The following is an 18,678-nucleotide window of genomic DNA, read 5'->3' as shown; positions in this document are numbered from 1 at the left end:
CTTGAAAGTGTTTTTGTACTATTTTAAGCACGCATTTATTTTCGTTTGTGTCATAATACGAGCAACTAGTGGGGGAGAACTAGTAAATAAAGCTTGGTATAGCTCTGCTATATGCAAGTGGGGGTCTTATGTTAACTGAATCTAGTCAGTGGCAGGCACTTCAAAGCCATTTTGAATCAATTAAAAACACGCACATGCGTGATCTTTTTGCGCAAAACGATAACCGCTTTTTGCAATTTTCTATGCAAGCGTCGGGTATTACCTTAGATTTTTCTAAAAACCGTATTACAGACGAAACCTTCGCACTTCTTATCGATCTAGCTAAAGCGGCCAATATTAGTGGCGCCCGCGATGGTATGTTTGCCGGTGAGAAAATTAACTCTACTGAAAAACGCGCAGTATTGCATACAGCACTAAGACATTTTGGCGACAACCAAGTTAAGGTTGACGGCGAAGACGTGATGCCCGTTATCAAACAAACATTGGCTAAAATCAAAGCTTATGTAAATGGTATCGTATCAGGCGAAACTAAAGGCTATACCGGCAAAGCGTTCACCGATGTGATAAGCGTTGGTATTGGCGGTAGCTTTTTAGGTCCTAAAATCATGTCTGAGGCGCTTAAGCCTTATCAAAACCATATCAAGGTTCATTATGTTGCTAACGTTGATGGTTGTCATATGCAGGACGTGGTTGCCAAACTTGATCCAGAAACAACCTTAATTGTTACCTCATCAAAAACGCTTACAACTCAAGAAACGCTGCGTAATATGCAAAGCGCAAGACAGTGGTTTGTTGAACAGGCGGGCGAAGCGCACATAGCCAAGCACTTTGCATGTGTATCAACCAATGTTGAAGGAGCCAAAGCGTTAGGTATTGACCCAGAAAATGTATTCCCTATGTGGGATTGGGTTGGTGGTCGTTATTCTGTATGGTCAGCAATTGGTTTGCCTTTGGCATTAGGTATTGGTTACGACAACTTTGAAGCGTTTTTACAGGGCGCTTACGACATGGACCAACACTTTTGCGATGCGCCTTTAGAGCAAAATATGCCGGTTATCATGGCATTGCTTGGTATTTGGTACCGTAATTTCTTTGGTGCTCAGTCTCACGTGTTATTGCCTTACTATCATTACTTACGTGGATTACCTGCTTATGTGCAGCAGTTAGACATGGAAAGTAACGGTAAATTTGTTACTAAACAAGATACCGTCGTTAATTATGAAACTGGGCCCATTATTTGGGGTAGCGAAGGCACTAATGGTCAACACTCGTTCCATCAGTTAATTCACCAAGGCGCGACAATTATTCCGGCAGACTTTATGTTGCCTTTGTATCCGCACCACGATGTTGCTGATCATCATGCCATGCTAGCAAGTAATTGTTTTGGTCAAACACAAGCGTTAATGGCAGGACAGACGGTTGAGGAAATTAAAGCCAACCTAGCCGGTAAAGTGGATGAAAGTGAAATCGACTCGCTTGCTCAACATAAAGAAATGCCAGGTAATAAACCAAGCAATACGCTGATTTTTGATAGATTAGATCCTAAAACGTTAGGTAGCTTAATTGCCTTGTATGAGCACAAAGTTTTTGTGCAGGGCGTTATTTGGGATGTTAACTCTTACGATCAATGGGGTGTAGAACTTGGTAAGGCGTTAGGCAACCAAGTGCTAAGCAAATTGGTCAATAAAGACGAAGCGTTAGACAATGACGCATCAACCAATGCGTTGATTGAAATCTTCAGAAAACGATAAAACTAAGGGCGATTAATCGCCCTTTTTACTTTTCGATAGCCGGAAATTTTGCTATCTTAGCGCTATTAAGTGTTAATAGGGTGTTAATATGGAAAGCCTAGATACAACAGCACCTTCGACAAGTGAAATTTTGTGGTCGGTCGCTACACGAAAAAAATATCCGCTGGATGCGTTTGAACCTTGTACCCGCACGTTTAAAGACATCGCTCCTGATCCAGAAAAAATCATCGCATTTAAAAAGCTCTTTAACTGCCAGGAAGTGTTGCCTACCTACATGTTTTTGATCGCTTACCCTTACGTTGGTTTAACCTTTTCGCAAAGTAAAAACCCGAGTTCGCTGCTTGGGCTTATTCACATTGCTAGCCACTTTAAATTTATTAAAGCGCATGATTGGACACAGAAAACCGATATTCAAGTGACCATGGAAAACTATGTGAAAAGCGATAAAGGTATAGTGTATCAGTTGAAAACGTCGATGATTCAAGATGGCGAAGTAACGCTTGAAAACGTTAATCATATTTTGGATAAGAACAAGCAATATAAGTCGGCTAAAACAGCTAATGCTAATAGCAAAGAAGCTAACGTAGATGACGTAATGGCAACGCACAAGGTGGAGCAAAGCATTGCTTGGCAATATGCAAAAGTGTCAGGCGATTATAATTTAATTCACTTACACGCTATTTTTGCAAAAATGTTTGGTTTAAAAACATCGCTTATGCATGGTATGTACAACGTACATTGGATGCTTGCCAATATGGACCAAAGCCAGTTAGAGAACGCTGGCGAGTTAAAAGTGAGCTTTAATAGGCCATGCTTTTTACCAAATGGTGTAGCGTTAGCGCAAGAATCTCCGCGCAAATTATCGTTGTATTCCTCCGATTTTAAAGATAGATTTCTAGTGTGTTTAGTTAAACAAAAAAGAGCGGCATAACGCTCTTTTTTTTGAGCAGTAACAAGGATTTAAAACATCATGGCGAGAGTCACAATAAGAACAACAAACTATGCCGATGGCCTGCCCTTCACTTTTCTACATTTGTGGTCTTTTGTTGGTACGTTTATTTATATCAGCAACCTTAGCGCAACGCTCAGTAATGTATATATCTCGATTATTGCTGCCGTGTTTACTTTGTTATCAGTGTTAACGGTAGATATGCGCTTTTTTAGAAGCTTTTTCTACTTAATGTGTACCATTGGACTTATCGGCCATATTTGTTGTTTGAGCTTTGTCACCATAGACCCATCACTTGCTGATTTTGTGTTGTTTGGTATCGCCTACTTTGGTGTGTCTTTATTACTAGCACGTGTCTATTTTAGTACTGAAAAACCGGCTATTTAGGATTTTTTATGAGCTTAGTAAGTAACCAAATTAATTATGTTGAATTTGCCGCAGCTGACTTAACCATTACCAAGCAATTCTTTGAGCAGGTGTTTGGTTGGTCATTTACTGATTTTGGTCCCGATTACACCGCGTTTGACAATTCAGGCCTGATGGGGGGCTTTTATCGCGCTGATATGTCAGCCCAGACGGCTACAGGCAGCGCACTGATTGTGCTTTATCATGAAGATTTAAACGCTTGCTTACTTGCTATTCAAAGCCATGGTGGAAACATTGTTAAGGATATTTTTGAGTTTCCTGGCGGCAGACGCTTTCATTTTACCGAACCGAGTGGCAACGAATTAGCGGTGTGGTCTGATAAATAACTTTGGTTATTGTCGAGCTTTGCTTAGCAAGTAAAAGCTGATCAACACATACAATAATACTAACGCCCATAATTGATGAATCTGTGTCATCACCTGGCTTAAGCCTGCACCCATTTGGTTGCTATGCAAATACATGCTTATTGCTGCCGTCGATGGAATAAACTGAGCAGAGGCATTTAACAGTAGTGGAATGCTCTCGGTAGGCCAAATAAATCCGGCTAAAAATACCAATGGTAGCGAAGACAATAGCACCACTAGCGTTACATTCTCTTTCTTATCGATTAAACAACCCAAGCAAATACCTAACGCGATAACCGCAAGTAGAAATGGCAGAGTAATTAAAACTATATCACCCATATCTGCGAGCCTTGGTACATCATAATAAACCAGAGCTGCGCCAAGGTAATAAGCTGATAGCGGTATATAAATGGCGACAAACATAACAAACCGTACTAACAATAACTGCCACAGTGGCGCTATCAACCAATATGGCTTGGTCGCAGTAATGTCGATTTTACTGCGCTTTTGATCGGCGCCGACAAGACCTACAGCAATAAGTAAGGTTTGGTGTAGTATCAAGATAAACACCGCAGGCACGACGTAATTCTGATAACCGATCGTGGGATTATAAACCGGCTTTAAATCAAGTTTTATAGCATCATAGCCCTTTACTGCATGGTTAATGTTGTCGCCAGCAATGATCGATTGTTGTACTTTTATTGACGCTGTAAGCGTACCAACGGAATAAGAGATCCCCTCCACTATGGTGCCAAAAACTAAAAACAATGAACCGTCGCCGCCGTAATTTAATGTTGGTATTTCTCCCATAATTAACTGTTTGCTGAAGTGGCTAGGCACAATCAAATAGCCTTTGGTTTGTTCTTGCGCCAAGCTATCTTGTGCTTCTGCAACTGAATTGACCGTGGACAACACGTTAACTTCAGGCGTTGCGTCAATCATACGAATCAGTTGTCGACTAAGCGCTGAATTGTCTTTATCGACAACTACAATTGGCAGGTTGTGCGGCGTTTGTTTGGCATACGGCAAGGGATATAAAAAAGAATAAAATACTACGCCAAAAAATACCGTTACCAGTAAAGGTACATTGCTAAATATGGCTTTGCATTCGGCTTTAAACAGCTTACTCCAGGCTAACATTGCGTTTCACCTTGTGGCTGTCGTTTATAGAAAATATAACTTGCTGCAACTAGTAACACAGCAAAGGCAAAGAGAGACAACAGATTACTAAAAGTGGAAAACAACACTGTGCCGTAGTTCATCTGTTGATTTTGCAGCTCAATATAGTGGGAAGCTGGTAGTAAGCTTCTCCAAATTAGCGCGAGTACAGGCATATCGCTACTTGGAAAGGTAATCCCCATAAAAGCAAATGCAGGTGCTGCCATACCCGCGACCAAACTCATGGCACGTGCTGCATCAAGGGTAATACTATACAAGAAAGCCGCTAAGCTCTGGCAAGCGATGGTTGCTATAAAGCAGGCCGTTATCATAATGGCGAAGTTGCCATTAAAGGGCCAATTGGCATACATCAACGCAAACATGAAAAACAATAAGGTTTGGGCAAAAAACAATACTGAAAAAGGGAGTAACCCTTTAATAAGCAGCCAAAAGGTTTTTCGTCTGGCTTGATTCTGTACTAATAATTGCCCTTTGTTCTTTTCGAGAAACAACACAGTGGCTGCCATAATAATAATTTGCCATAGGGCGGGAACAGCAGCCGCAACTAAAAACTGTGCGTAGTCATTTTTACCATTGTATAGCGAGGTGATTTGTTGATTAATGGGCAGTGCTTCGCTCATTGCAAGCGCGACGTTGCCATGGGTAGCGGCAGTATTTCTAATTATTTCGACCATCGCATTAAACGTGCCGTGGGCTTGCACTAATGCCGACTTTATCAGTTTACCGATCAGCACATATTGACTGTTATACCGAGTAGTGACCGTAGGCGAGCTACCTTTAACTGTTTCTCGCTCTAGATACTTGGGGATAATAATAATGGCGTAAACATCACCCTTGTTCATTAACGCTTGTGCGCTACTGATATCTTCAACAGTTTTGTTTATCGATATTGTTGGGCTGGCATCGTAGTACCGTATAAGCGCGCGAGACATTGTTGTTTTGTCTTGATCGACAACGGCGACAGGCAACTGCGTAGCAAAGTGTGCAGAAAAAATAAGCCATATGATTAAGCTCATTAACATTGGCGCGAAACACGTCAGCACAAACAGCCATTTATCAGCTTTAAGCGAATGATAAAAGGTCCGAAGTCCCTGACTAAACGTATTCATTGATGCTGGCGCTTATTCAACAACCATTGACATACCAACACGAAGCCCTGCGATGGGTTGAGTAGGTCGAGCTTCTATTTCAAAGGTTCTTATATCAAATCCTTGATTGTTAGACGTGGCTTTCCATGTGGCAAACTCACCCATCACCGCTACATGTGATACCTCGAACGAATAAGGGGTGTCACCAAGCGCCGGAATAAGTACATCGAGCTTAGTACCAATTTCAAAACGTTTAAGGTCTATTTCTTTCACATGAAAGACGGCCCAAGCATCACTTATATCGATAATAGTTACTACAGGGAAACCTTGTGGCGCTAGTTCACCTTCTTGCAGTAATACGTTTGCTACTTCACCACTGTGCCAACTTTTGATCTGTGTTTCTTCTTGGTATGCCTGCACTTCAGCGACCACACCAGCAGCCATTTGCTCTTGTTCTGCTGCCGCTTTCTTGGTTTCTGCGCGAGCGCCCTCTTGTGCCATTTGGTACATTTGATAAGCCGATTTTTCGTTAAACTGTGCGGCTTTCATTTGTGTAAAGGCTTCATCACGTTTTTGCTCTGAAACAACACCTTCCTTAAATAGATTGTCTAAGCGCGTAAAGGTTTTTTCCATCAGCTCTTTCGCGGCTTTTGCTTTTTGCCATTGGCTTTCGGCGGCGGCTATTTCTTGTTTCCGTGCGCCTGCATCTGCCTGCTCTTTTACCGCGCCAGCAGCGCGTTCAGCGGCAGTTGCCTGAGCTAGTTTTGCGTCTATTTCGGGGCTAAGCATGGTAAAAATCAATTGATCGCGTTCAACGATATCGCCTTTACGCACTAAGACTTTATTGATGCGGCCAGCAATTTTAGATGACACACTATATTGCTGCGCTTCTATCTGCCCTTGAATGCGATCGACGGGCTTTTGATAAGCCAAATAAAAGTGGTAAAACAGCCAGCCGACCAAGCTAATAATCACTAACGGTAAGAGTATTTGTTTGAGATAATTCATTAGTTTACAGGTACTCCTTGTTCGTTTTGCAGGCGAGAAAAGGCTTGTATTTCGCCACTAACTGATACGAGTTCGCTTAGCGATACCACGTATTTGTAAGCAGCATAAAGCCTTTCAGAGCGAATACTGGCGAGATAAATATGAGCATCAACCACAGAAAGCGATGTAGATAAGCCTTGTGCGAATGCTTTTTCCCTTAGTTTTAGATTTTCTTCGGCAAGAGCAAGGCTAGAAGCTAACCCGTTGTATTCTTCCAGTGACTGCTCGGCTTCCATATAGACTTTTTCCACCAGCACCGTTAAATCGCTTTTTGCTTGTGCTTTTAAATAGCGTGCTTGCATGACTTGGCTGTACGCCGCCTTCTTTTTACCAGAACGGCCAGAGGTATCTAATATAGGCACCTTAATACCTACGCCTATTTCCCAATCCGGTAATATTTCAGAGGCAAAGTTATCTTCTTCATATAAATTGTAGTTACCAAAGAAGAACACTTCAGGGTGATACTTTCCCTTCTCTATTTCTATTACGCTGTTAGCTTGCGCTTCTTTTGCTTCTATAATTTTTAAGCCGGGATAGTGTTCGACCGTTTTTTGTTTAAACGCAGACATTTCCGGCAGTGTTTCATTAATAAACAAGGCTGATGTTGGCTCAACTGTTGATTCTGATTTAACCAGCTTAGTGAGTGCAATATGGGCGATTTCCAAATCTTTCTGCGATTTTTGACGCGCTACTTTTGCCCTGTCATACGACACTTCCGCTTGCAGCCGTTCCACTTTTGCAAGCTGGCCCTGCTCTTCCATTTTTTGCGCGTTATCTAAGTGTTTCGCTAACCCATCCTCATAGGCTTGCTTGGTTTGTAGGATTTGTTCACTTAGCACAACGGCATAGTAAAACTTGGTGAGGTCTTGAAAGCTTTTTTGTTTTTTAAGCTCATACAAATAGCTTGCTTCTAGGGTTTGTTGGCTTGCAATATCTTGAGCTGCCGAGATTTTACCACCGGTATAAATAGGCCAAAGTGCCGTGACCGAACTGGTAAAGAAGTCTCGCTCGGTTAGCGTTGACGTAAACAGCCCATCTAAGTTGTCTACATCAATGCCTAAGCCAGCGTTTACATCGGCAATTGGCATGCTGGCGATAAGATCAGACGGTTTAACTTGTACATCTCTATCCAAGCGGGTGAAGGCAGCATTAAGGCTAACAGTAGGTAAATTTAAATCGCTAAAGGCATCTTCAACGTTGGTAGCTCGTTCAATATTGGCGCGCTCTGCTGCTAGTGCATCGTTGTGTTGCAGCACCATTTGCCAAGCTTGTTGAAAGCTCAGCATTTCACTGTGCGCTTTACTGGCGAAAGCACAAGCAACGAAGAAGACGAAAGATAACCCTGGACGATACATGCTGTAATGTTTACCTATTTTTTTACATCGTGTTTACGTTTTAATCTAACACGGCACTGGTTCTAATGTAAGCGCTAAGCAACAGCGCCGTTTAAAAATAAAACGTAGTTTTGTAAAAACAGGTTCATTTTTCGCTAAATAGCTACATTTTTAAGGATTTTAGGCTAAAATCACGCCTGCAAATTTTACCTTGGGAGACAATCTTGATTCACCAAACCCAAATCAAAGTGCGTGGTTATCACTTAGATATTTATCAGCATGTAAACAATGCGCGTTATTTAGAGTTTTTAGAAGAAGCACGCTGGGCCGCGCTTGAAACAACAGGCGATATCGAATACTTCGCAAAAGCAGGTTTAGCTTGGGTAATTGTTAATATCAATATCAATTATCGAAGTGCCGCCACCATGGGGCAAACCTTAAACATTGCCACTAAGCTGGCAAAAATTGGCAGCAAAAGTGCTGTTTTTCATCAAGAAGTGACCATTGACGGCACAGACACTGTCGTTGCAGATGCTGATATCACCTTTGTTGTGCTTGATCAAAAAACAGGGAAACCTGTTGAAATAGATGGCGAGATTAAAGCGCGATTGGCTTCGCAATTGTCGTAGTTTTTCTCGATTAATTGTTTAAAAAGGGCTAGCGGTTGCTAGCCTTTTTATGTACTTGTTTGAGATGCATGACTGGTTTTGATGGCAGATTAGAGCGGCGTGCGGGCTAGAATTAATCTTCAATGATTGCGGAAACATCCACGCTTTTGTGCAATATCCTAATTATATGAATACTATTTTTATCAATTAGCTTATAGAAAATTAAGTGGCTGCCTTGTGGGAATTTGTAGAAATCTTTTTGAATGTTATTACATGGGATACCGATAGAAGGGTTTTTGGCGAGTAACCCAAAAGCTTCATCGAATTGTCTGATATATATGTTTCTTTGCTCTTTTCCCCAGCGGTGATAACTGAACAAAGCTATATTTCCCAGGTCATTTTTTGCCTTATTCGACAGTAGAAATAGGTTCACATTTTCAACTCGTCATCCAGCTCATTGATAAAAGACTCAAGATCGTAGTCAGCTATACCACTGTTTTCACCTTCAACTAACATGCGTCGCAAACTATTGAGCTTTGTTTCTTGAGATTCTAATAAACGAAGTGCCGATCTTACGACTTCACTGGCTGAACCATATCTACCACTTTGAATTTGATTCGCAATAAAACTGTCAAAATGATCGCCTAGTGTAATACTTGTGTTCTTAGCCATAACTTCCTCCAATACCAATATATACCTAATTATGGTATTTTTGGGTTGGTAGTCAATAGTCGTAGGCCAAAAAGCTGTATCAGTTTTGCGTCCTTTTTGAGTATCCATAATCAATTTTTTGTAAGTTTAGTCCTAAGTCATCCCTTGTATATACACAGGATCTCATTGGCGTTGTATAAGCTGTGATTCAGTATCCAATTTGTTTTGCGATAACACGCCGTGTTCTAAGTGATAGATTTTGTCGGCGCTGTTCAGGGTTTCAGTTCGATGTGCGACACTGATTCTTGTCATATTGAGCGATGCAATATGATTATTAATGCTCGACTCGTTATCCTGATCTAAATGACTTGTAGCTTCATCAAGAAACAAAACTTTGGGTTCCTTGTACAAAGCCCGCGCTAGCAGTATTCGTTGTTTTTGACCACCGGATAAGGTACTTCCCATATCGCCAACTAAGGTATTAAATCCCATCGGCATAGCTAAAATATCGTTGGCAACATTGGCTAACTGTGCGCACTTTTCTACTTTAAGTGGATTAGGTTGAGCATCGAAAAAGCAAATGTTATCCATTATGCTGCCATTGAGTAATTGATCCTCTTGCATTACCACGGCGACTACTTTCCTGTAGTGTGTTAAGCCGATTTGTTTTATGTCAGTGCCGTCTAAAAGCACTTTGCCTGCGCTTGGTTGTATTAGTCCAAGCATTATTTTCAGCAGCGTGGTTTTGCCACTTCCCGATGGACCAGATATTGCAATCGCTTGCCCTGCCTCAACGTTAAGGTTCACATTGCTAAATAGCGTTTCGCCATTAGGTAGATTGTAAGCGACGTCTTTCAGGGTTACTTGGCCATGCGGTTTTTGTATTCCTGTGCCTTCTTGATATTGTTCTTGTTTAGCAAGGGTGATGTCTGAAAGGCGGGCTAAATGAAGCCTCATCATTTTGAATTCAATGAGCTGCTCTACCAAATTAGCCAAACGCGTGGTCAGTTGCTTTTTGTAAGCAATAAAGGCTAACAACATACCAATAGTGAACTGCCCAGATAGCACTAGTATGGTAGCGACATAGATAACGAGTACGTTCTCACAGCCAAAAAGTAGTTGATTGAAGGCATCAAAGGTTATTTTTAATCGACCGATCTTTATTTCATTGTTAACTACTTCAACATACTTATTTTGCCAAATAGCTTGTCTTTGTGGTTCATGCCCATAGAGTTTGATTGGTTGGATCGCTCTAACATTTTCTAAAAAATTAGTGTGCTCTTTCGCTTTTGTTTGGATTAGCTCTTCATTTGCTCTATGAAATTTAGGATACAAAGAAAGCCTAAACAGCACGTACAAAGAAACGCTGGCTAACACGATAAAAGTAAGCGTTGTTGAGTAAAAAAACATGACGACGATAACTAATGCAGCCATTACGCCATCTACCAGCGTTTCAACAAAACCGTTAGTTAAACGTTCTCTAATCTGAGCGAGTGAGCCAAACCTAGAGGTAATATCGCCAATATGGCGCCGCTCAAAGAAGGACATGGGTAACTTTAATAAATGACTAAGTACATTAATGCCAAGGTGCAGGTTTAGCGTGCTCGATAGTCTTACTACTAGCCAGCTTCTCAATACCGTAGAGATCACATTAACTAAACATAGTAAGCCAAAGCCAAAAGCTAAGACCACGAGCAAATTTTTGTCATAGCTAGGTATAACTTCGTCTACAACCCATTGCATATAATAAGGCGATAGCAGCGCAAAACATTGTATCAATAGAGACAAAGCAAAGAGTTTAGAGAGTCCCGATGCAAATCCTGTTAATTTGCCCCAAAGCTGCCCTAACCGCATGGTTTGTTTTGCTGTTTTCTTTTTAAATTTATTGGTAGGTGTTAATTCTAAACATATGCCGGTGTAGTGTTTGCTTAGCTCATCAATTGATCGCTTTCTGCGCCCTATCGCAGGATCGTTGATTACTACATGCTTTTTGTTGGAAGATACTTTAGTCAACACAACAAAATGCGTTAAGTCCCAATGTAAAATACAAGGTAATTTGAGTTTGTGTAGCTCATCGATTGGGCATTGCAGGGGTCTCGAAGCAAGGTTTAGCTTACCGGCTACCTCAATCATTTGTTGAAGATTCATGCCTTGCTGGCCGGCACAAAAAAGCTTGCGTAGGTTCGGTAAATCTATTGAGTATCCATGAAAGGCAGCTACCATAGCTAAGCTAGCTAACCCACATTCTGCAACTTCCGTTTGCAAAACGACAGGTACCGATTTCTTGAGTTTAAAATTTAACTTAACGCGACCGTCCATAGTCTTTGTCCAGTATGTTTTTTAGTTTGAGTCTTTTTCTCTCTTTAGTAACCAATTAAAGAAAAAAGAAATGATAAAAAACCAGGGCCATAGCTCTTTATCCAGTACAAAGCCAAATTCTCCAGATTGTATAAAAGTTGAAACAATACTAAAGATGACTTGTATGCCTATTAAAATTGATGTCCCTGACAAAACATCGTTAAAAGAAATACTCATACATGCCAATAGCTAATGATATAAAGGTACCCAGTAACAGGTACTTAGCTTTAGTTTGAGTTATAAGACTATCTAACTCATCCGCTTTAGATGCTACTAAGATACCCGGGTTCAAATATAGAAAATAGAAAAAAAGCGATGAAGAAAAATAGATGTAAAACAAAAAATTTGCATCGAATAGGTTTATTAGCATAAACAAAAGACTCAAAATGCTTCCTAACAAAGCTAATGATTTTGCTTTTAATTTAGTCATAATAAGCTCTAAAAAATGTTATCTGCAGCCTATAAGGCTGCAGCAATTGTTTACTTGATTAAGTTATCGTAGATCAAAGTACCGATACCATAGCCAACACCAAAAGAGAAACCCAGCGCTCCCCCAATAATGCCAGCTCTGGTAGCTCCGACTGATGAACCTGTTGCAGCAGCTCCTGCAACGGTTCCAATTGCTCCTCCCCAAGTAAAACCTTGGATAGGATCTGTACCACCACTAACACTTTGAACTTCTTCCATATTTAGTTCTTTCATTTTTAACATTCCTTGTATCGGCATGGCCGATTGTTAATTAAGCTTTTCCTTACAGAGCAGCCATAGAAAATATGCTTTAGCCGATCCCTTTCGTGCACTGTGCGTATCACCGTCCTGGCGACTATTACAACAGTTACTAAAGCATCTCCTTTTCTGCTAACAGCGGACAAGAGCTGTTAGTAGACTTCCAATGTCCATCGGCGCTGTAATTAGAAGTACTGGCATTCCATGTGCCTAAAAGCTTCCTTGCTAACATACTTCTTCCAACTCCTTTGGATACAACACTCTTCGTCCTTGAAGAGTTCGATTAAACAGGCAATACAGTGACATCCTTGTCTCGTTTGCTCCTTGCTATTGCGCCGTTTAATCTATTCCCTGTTTTTACTTGCTTCCTATAGCAAGATACAGCGGAATTCTTATCCCAACTTTGCGCTAACGCTTAAAATTGGGTCGAGTAGCCACTGCAATACAGTGCGCTCCTCTAAAACAATATCTGCTTGTAGCTTCATGCCACTTTTTAATTGGAATGATTTTCCAAAAGCTTCCAAGCTTTGATGAGCTAGTGTTGCTCTTACGATATAAAAGGGCTCTCTAATACTCACTGGCATTTGTTCATCTGCTTGCTGATACAATACCTTGTCAATGCTTGATAGCTGACTTTCCATAAAGCCAAATCTTTGCAAAGGAAAGGCATCAAAGCTTAATTTGGTTTGCATACCTGATTTGATGAAGCCAGCACTGCGACTTGGTACTAGTAATTCTGCTATCAGCTGCGCGTCTTTAGGAATTAACTTAATAATCGGTTTGCGTGGTGTTAAATACTGCCCTTCGCGCATTTGAATTGCGCCCACATAGCCTGATTGGTGGGCTATCACAGAGTATCGACTACTAGTGCTTACATTTTGGATTTGCTGTTCAAGTGCAGCTAGTTGTCTTTTCAAAGCACTGGTTGCTATTGCCAAATTTTTTGGCGCCAACAAGAGTTGACTTCTATCCGCTTGTAATCGATTTGCTAAGGATAATTGCTGCAACTTAGTTCGCTCGATTTCATTAGAAATACTTAATAATTTTTGTGTATGGCGATCCAATTCTATTCTTGATAAATGCTGAGCTGCGCTTAGCTTTAGCAAACGATTATGTTGTTGTGTCAGCAATTTTTTGGTTTGATCAAGGTGGTTTAATTGGTTGTTCAGTAGCTTGTTTTCGCGCACTGCATTATCAATTTGGCTAGAGAGCTGCAAAGTGTTTTGGTTGTGGACCAATTCATGTTGTTCGATCGACAAACTGAGTAATTGTTTTTGTCGATCAAGTTGTTCTAATTCAAATGCATAGTTGTCTTTACCATCGACATTGTTGGACTGATTTTTTATCGTTGCTAAAACTTGGCCTTTTTGAATGAACTCGCCTTCTTTAACTAAGATTTTTTCAATGATCCCGGCGGACTGGCCATAGGCATTGATGATGCCTTTAGAGGGAATGAGGTAACCTGATACTGTTTCTTTGCGAGCAAAGCTAGATGATGCTAAAAAACAAAAAGTTAAGCAGATGAGAGAGATGAATAAAGCAATCGTTAAATTGAGCGACAATGGCTGAGCAAGTGGAATATCTCCAACCAATTTGTTTTTGTACTGGTGTTCAAAAACTTCCTTTCTAAACAATGACATAACATCCAATTCCTTTTGAATACTTCACGTTCTAGACCTGTGTATTGACTGTAGACAAGAAATTTTTGATCTGCCAAATATTTTTTTACATTTTTTAAGTTTTGTTGATTCTTAAGTGGATAAGGTTTTGATATATATAAATAAAAAATTTTAAACAATTAGACGAATGATCTATTAATAAACTTATTTAGGTGTTTATGGATAATTAACGAGGTTTAAAGTAAATAAGATAGCCGCTAAATGCGGCTATCTTTACAACTGAATATGATTATCTCCAGTGGCATATGACACTAAGCGGCTGAGTTGGGAAAGTGAATAACCACTTTGCTGCTGCCAGGTGCTGAATGTGTCTTGTATGGCATGTAAACTTTTCTTGGTTTGTAGGCCGCCGTCGATAAGCTTGCTGGCGCGGAAATAGGCCTCTACGTCGCGGCTGAGCAAAAAGGTGTCTTTACCGATAGTGCGCAAGGCATAAGGGCCGGTATTACCGCCTAAGCGAGCACCGTGTTTCTTTAAGTATGCCCATAAACCGATAATGTCTTCGCTGGGCCAATTAGCAACGAATTCAGCAAAGCTATGTCCGTTTTGCTGCTCTTCAAACATCATTTGCGCATTTTGTTTAATGGTTTTTACTTTGTTGTAGTTGCGAATAATGCGCTCGTCGCTGGCTTTTCGTTCGAGCATTTCTTCCGGCATCATTAATATTTTCTCGATATCAAAGTGAAAAAATACTTCTTCAAAATCGGGCCATTTTTTTTCAACCACGCGCCAAACAAAGCCTGACTGAAAGACCTTTTTAGTAAACTCGGCTAACAAGCGATCGTCGCCCAGCTTTGCGATGTATTTGTCGTTATTACCTTCACCCATTAGGGCAAGGAGCTTGTGTTCACCGCCTTTGCGCTCGGCGGCACGTTGAAAAATACTGTCTACAGATTCTAACGCCATAATAATTCCCGTTAATAAAAAAGCGGCCTGAGCCGCTTCTTATGATTATGCACTGATACCGCTGTGACGCAACAAGGCATCAATTTGTGGTTCACGTCCTCTAAATGCTTTAAATAGCTCGGCAGGTTCTTCACTACCGCCTTTTTCAAGGATGTTATGTAGAAAGCTTGCGCCTGTGTCGGTATTGAAAATACCTTCTTCTTCAAAGCGACTAAAGGCGTCTGCTGATAATACTTCAGCCCACTTATAACTATAATAACCTGCCGCATAACCGCCACCAAAGATATGGCCAAAGCTATGTTGGAAACGATTAAAATCGGGCGCTTTAACAACAGCGTATTGTGCACGTACTTGGTCTAGCACTGCTTGAATTTCGTCGCCAACGTCTGGGTTGTAGTTGGTATGCATGTTGAAATCGAACAAGCTGAATTCTAGCTGTCTTAGCATTTGCAACGCTGATTGGAAGTTCTTAGCGGCTAGCATTTTGTCGAGCAACTCTTGCGGCAGAGCCTCGCCGGTTTCATAGTGCCCAGAAATAAAGGCAAGTGCTTCTGGTTCATAACACCAGTTTTCAAGAAATTGGCTTGGCAACTCTACGGCATCCCATGGTACACCGCTAATACCCGATACAGCGCCTTCGTCTACTTGCGTTAACATGTGGTGAATACCGTGACCAAACTCATGGAACAAAGTAACCACTTCGTCGTGGGTAAATAGCGCAGGTTTGTCGCCTACCGGCTTATTAAAGTTACAAGTAAGGTAAGCTACAGGTAGCTGAATGCTATTGTCGAGCGTTTTACGGCGGCTGACACATTCATCCATCCAGGCACCACCACGCTTTTTCGCACGGGCATATAAATCTAGATAAAACGAGCCACGGATACTGCCAGTGCTGTCTTTAATGTCGTAGTACGACACATCTTTGTGCCAGGTATCTATGTCGTCGCGTTGTTCAATAGTTACGTTAAACAGCTTAGAAACTACAGTAAATAAACCTGAAACTACGCGATTTTCGGGGAAATATGGTCTAAGTAGTTCATCAGAAATAGCATAACGTTGCTGTTTTAGTTTTTCGCTGTAGTAAGGTAGATCCCAAGGTGCGAGCGTTGTAATGCCAAACGTTTCCTTTGCAAAGGCTTCGAGTGCCGCCATTTCCTCTACACCTTGCGGTTTAGACTTAGCCGCGAGATCGTTTAAGAAACCTAATACTTCGTCTGTGCTATTCGCCATTTTGGTGGCAAGTGACTTTTGCGCAAAGTTGTCGAAGTCGAGCAGTTGTGCCAGTTCATGACGCAACGCTAGGATGTCGGCCATAATTTTACTGTTGTCGAATTCGCCTGCATTTGGGCCTTGTTCCGATGCGCGGGTAACAAAAGCGCGATAGATTTCTTCACGCAATGCGCCATTGTCGGCATACATCATTACCGGCAAATAGCTAGGGAAATCCAGCGTAAACAACCAGCCTTGTTTGTCTTGCTCTGCTGCAAGTGCTTTCGCGGCTTCTTTAACGCTTTCTGGCAAACCAGATAGTTCGCTTTCATCAGTAATGGTAATTGAGAATGCATGAGTAGCGTCAAGCAAGTTATTGCTAAATTTGCTGCCAAGTTCTGATAACTTAGTAACGATTTCACCGTAACGTTTTTTCTTTTCGTCTGGCAATGCAATACCGGATAACTTGAAGTCGCGCATAGCATCGTCGATCACTTTTTTCTGCACAGCAGACAAGGTTTGATACTGCTCACCTTCAGCAATTTGTTTATAGGCTTCGAATAGACCTTGGTGTTGCCCCACAAAAGTTGCATATTCTGATAACAGCGGTAAGCAGGCTTCGTGCGCTTCGCGCAGTTCGTCGGAATTAACCACCGCATTCATATGCGAAACAGGTGACCATAATTTACTCAACCGGTCATCAATTTCTTCAAGTGGCATAATAAGGTTTTGCCAAGTGTACTGACTATTGGCGGCTAAAACGCGCTTAATAGTGTCTTTGCAGTCTTGAATAGCTTGTTCTACAGCAGGAAGTACATGTTCAGGTTTTATCTTAGAAAATTGCGGTAATGGTGTATTTTGTAATAAAGGATTACTCATTCGGGTCTATTCCTGAAATTCATCTATAGTGCGAATATGCATTACAGATATAAGTATGTCCATTGGGATGTAGTTTCAAGGTGTAATTGTAGTGATTTGTTAACCACAGAAGGTCGATCCTTGAAATATCTTTGCTACACTCCCATTTATAACAACATGAAAATGCGTTTAATTAGGAAGATACATGACTCAACATTTTGATTATTTAGCCATAGGCGCTGGTAGCGGTGGTATTGCTTCAGCTAACCGAGCGGCAAAACATGGTGCTAAAGCGGCTGTCATTGAAGCTAAATATATTGGCGGCACGTGTGTAAACGTCGGTTGTGTTCCCAAAAAAGCGATGTGGTATGCCGGGCAAATAGCTGACGCACTCCACTACGCCCATGACTATGGCTTTAACGTAAAAAGCGAAGGCTTTACTTGGTCGCGCCTTGTTAAAAATCGCGAAGAGTATATCGAGCGTATCCATGCCGCTTATGGCAGAGGCTTTGCTGCCAATGGTGTAACCGTGATTGAAGGCTTTGCAAAGTTTGTTGATAAAAATACTGTAGAGGTCAATGGCGAGCGCATTACTGCAGACCACATTACTATAGCTACAGGTGGCCGCCCGTCTATTCCGAACATTGAAGGTGCGGAATATGGTATCGATTCCGATGGCTTTTTTGCAATGACCGAACAACCTAAATCAGTTGCTGTGATTGGCGCGGGCTACATTGCGGTTGAACTTGCTGGTGTATTGCATGCTTTAGGCAGCGAGTCGCATTTATTAGTGCGAAAAGAAAAGCCACTGCGTAACTTCGACGATATGCTAAGTGACACCTTAGTTGAACAAATGGCAAAGCATGGCCCTACTTTACACACATTAAGCGTGCCAACGCGTATTGAAAAACATGATGATGGCATGTTAACGGTGCACCTAGAAAACGGTAAATCTGTAGGCCCAGTAGAAAAAGTGATTTGGGCCATTGGCCGAGAAGCAGCCACTGACAAAATCAATATTGAAGCGACAGGCGTAAAAGTAGAAGCCAACGGTGAAATTCATACCGACAAATACCAAAATACTAACGTGCCGGGTATATATGCGGTAGGTGATATTACTGGTAAGGCGCAGCTTACGCCGGTTGCCGTAGCCGCAGGTCGTCGTTTGTCAGAGCGCTTGTTTAACAATAAGCCTGATTCACACTTAGACTATTCGAACATTGCCACTGTGGTGTTTTCTCACCCTGTTATTGGCACAGTTGGTTTAACTGAAAAAGAAGCAATCGCTGAGTACGGTGAAGATAATGTTAAAGTCTACACGTCTCAGTTTACTGCGCTGTATCAAGCGATCACTGAAGACTATCGTGACCCTACACGCATGAAACTAGTAACTATTGGTCCAGACGAAAAAATAGTGGGTATACACAGTATCGGTTTTGGTAGTGATGAATTGCTACAAGGTTTTGCCGTAGCGATGAAAATGGGCGCAACCAAGCTTGATTTTGACAATACCGTGGCTATTCACCCAACCTCTGCAGAAGAGTTTGTTACCATGACATAGCCTT

Annotated in this window: 17 protein-coding genes; 6 read left to right on the top strand and 11 right to left on the bottom strand. The window is 41.4% G+C overall.

Annotated elements, in window-relative coordinates; all coding sequences use genetic code 11:
• Nucleotides 1-128: 128 nt before the first annotated feature.
• The 4 genes from pgi (at nt 129) to QUD85_RS15145 (ending at nt 3,452) form a co-directional block, all read left to right on the top strand.
• Nucleotides 129-1,751, top strand: coding sequence for a glucose-6-phosphate isomerase (gene pgi, locus QUD85_RS15160; protein WP_093330711.1), 1,623 nt, complete (start codon nt 129-131; stop codon nt 1,749-1,751).
• A gap of 88 nt (nt 1,752-1,839) precedes the next feature.
• On the top strand, nt 1,840-2,682 hold the full coding sequence (locus QUD85_RS15155) for a MaoC/PaaZ C-terminal domain-containing protein (RefSeq protein ID WP_093330709.1): 843 nt from the start codon (nt 1,840-1,842) through the stop codon (nt 2,680-2,682).
• A gap of 39 nt (nt 2,683-2,721) precedes the next feature.
• The gene (locus QUD85_RS15150; protein WP_093330706.1) at nt 2,722-3,087 is read left to right on the top strand and encodes a hypothetical protein; all 366 of its coding nucleotides are present in this window, start codon (nt 2,722-2,724) and stop codon (nt 3,085-3,087) included.
• Nucleotides 3,088-3,095: 8 nt separating this feature from the next.
• Nucleotides 3,096-3,452, top strand: coding sequence for a VOC family protein (locus tag QUD85_RS15145; RefSeq protein WP_093330704.1), 357 nt, complete (start codon nt 3,096-3,098; stop codon nt 3,450-3,452).
• A 6-nt stretch (nt 3,453-3,458) separates the two neighbouring features.
• Here QUD85_RS15145 and QUD85_RS15140 read toward each other — a convergent pair whose 3' ends face one another.
• Genes QUD85_RS15140 through QUD85_RS15125 form a run of 4 tightly spaced genes read right to left on the bottom strand, consistent with a single transcriptional unit; the run spans nt 3,459 to nt 8,139 of the window.
• Nucleotides 3,459-4,610: an ABC transporter permease gene (locus tag QUD85_RS15140; RefSeq protein ID WP_093330700.1), complete on the bottom strand. Its 1,152-nt coding sequence runs from the start codon at nt 4,608-4,610 to the stop codon at nt 3,459-3,461.
• Nucleotides 4,604-5,758 carry an ABC transporter permease gene (locus QUD85_RS15135; RefSeq protein ID WP_093330698.1) on the bottom strand — a complete coding sequence of 385 codons (1,155 nt, stop codon included), beginning with the start codon at nt 5,756-5,758 and terminating at the stop codon, nt 4,604-4,606. The genes QUD85_RS15140 and QUD85_RS15135 overlap by 7 nt, the downstream gene beginning before the upstream one ends.
• 12 nt (nt 5,759-5,770) lie before the next feature.
• Nucleotides 5,771-6,745 (bottom strand): HlyD family secretion protein, encoded by a 975-nt coding sequence (locus tag QUD85_RS15130; RefSeq protein WP_093330696.1) that lies wholly within the window; start codon nt 6,743-6,745, stop codon nt 5,771-5,773.
• A complete protein-coding gene (locus tag QUD85_RS15125) occupies nt 6,745-8,139 on the bottom strand; it encodes a TolC family protein (protein ID WP_093330693.1) in 1,395 nt (464 codons plus the stop codon). The genes QUD85_RS15130 and QUD85_RS15125 overlap by 1 nt, the downstream gene beginning before the upstream one ends.
• 203 nt (nt 8,140-8,342) lie before the next feature.
• On the opposite strand from QUD85_RS15125, the gene QUD85_RS15120 reads away from it, so the two are divergent.
• Nucleotides 8,343-8,747: an acyl-CoA thioesterase gene (locus tag QUD85_RS15120; RefSeq protein ID WP_093330689.1), complete on the top strand. Its 405-nt coding sequence runs from the start codon at nt 8,343-8,345 to the stop codon at nt 8,745-8,747.
• A 112-nt stretch (nt 8,748-8,859) separates the two neighbouring features.
• On the opposite strand, the gene QUD85_RS15115 is transcribed toward QUD85_RS15120, so the two are convergent.
• The 7 genes from QUD85_RS15115 to prlC form a co-directional block, all read right to left on the bottom strand.
• Nucleotides 8,860-9,159, bottom strand: coding sequence for a type II toxin-antitoxin system RelE/ParE family toxin (locus QUD85_RS15115; protein WP_093330687.1), 300 nt, complete (start codon nt 9,157-9,159; stop codon nt 8,860-8,862).
• Nucleotides 9,156-9,398 (bottom strand): type II toxin-antitoxin system ParD family antitoxin, encoded by a 243-nt coding sequence (locus QUD85_RS15110; protein ID WP_093330862.1) that lies wholly within the window; start codon nt 9,396-9,398, stop codon nt 9,156-9,158. Before QUD85_RS15110 ends, QUD85_RS15115 begins: the two co-directional genes overlap by 4 nt.
• Before the next feature lie 162 nt (nt 9,399-9,560).
• The gene (locus QUD85_RS15105) at nt 9,561-11,696 is read right to left on the bottom strand and encodes a peptidase domain-containing ABC transporter (RefSeq protein WP_093330683.1); all 2,136 of its coding nucleotides are present in this window, start codon (nt 11,694-11,696) and stop codon (nt 9,561-9,563) included.
• Nucleotides 11,697-12,215: 519 nt separating this feature from the next.
• Nucleotides 12,216-12,437 (bottom strand): hypothetical protein, encoded by a 222-nt coding sequence (locus QUD85_RS15100; RefSeq protein ID WP_093330674.1) that lies wholly within the window; start codon nt 12,435-12,437, stop codon nt 12,216-12,218.
• A 416-nt stretch (nt 12,438-12,853) separates the two neighbouring features.
• The gene (locus tag QUD85_RS15095) at nt 12,854-14,101 is read right to left on the bottom strand and encodes an HlyD family secretion protein (protein ID WP_093330672.1); all 1,248 of its coding nucleotides are present in this window, start codon (nt 14,099-14,101) and stop codon (nt 12,854-12,856) included.
• A gap of 252 nt (nt 14,102-14,353) precedes the next feature.
• Nucleotides 14,354-15,046: a DNA-3-methyladenine glycosylase I gene (locus tag QUD85_RS15090; RefSeq protein WP_093330669.1), complete on the bottom strand. Its 693-nt coding sequence runs from the start codon at nt 15,044-15,046 to the stop codon at nt 14,354-14,356.
• A 45-nt stretch (nt 15,047-15,091) separates the two neighbouring features.
• A complete protein-coding gene (gene prlC / locus QUD85_RS15085) occupies nt 15,092-17,134 on the bottom strand; it encodes an oligopeptidase A (protein ID WP_093330666.1) in 2,043 nt (680 codons plus the stop codon).
• Between the two features lie 184 nt (nt 17,135-17,318).
• Here prlC and gorA point away from each other — a divergent pair, with 184 nt between their 5' ends.
• Complete coding sequence (gene gorA / locus QUD85_RS15080) at nt 17,319-18,674, top strand: glutathione-disulfide reductase (RefSeq protein WP_093330664.1); 1,356 nt, start codon at nt 17,319-17,321, stop codon at nt 18,672-18,674.
• The last annotated feature ends 4 nt before the right edge of the window (nt 18,675-18,678 follow it).

The sequence above is a fragment of the Thalassotalea agarivorans genome (assembly GCF_030295955.1).
Taxonomy (GTDB): Bacteria; Pseudomonadota; Gammaproteobacteria; order Enterobacterales; family Alteromonadaceae; genus Thalassotalea_D; species Thalassotalea_D agarivorans.
The sequence above is the reverse complement of the archived record's forward strand: the minus strand, read 5'-3'. Positions and strand labels throughout refer to the sequence as shown.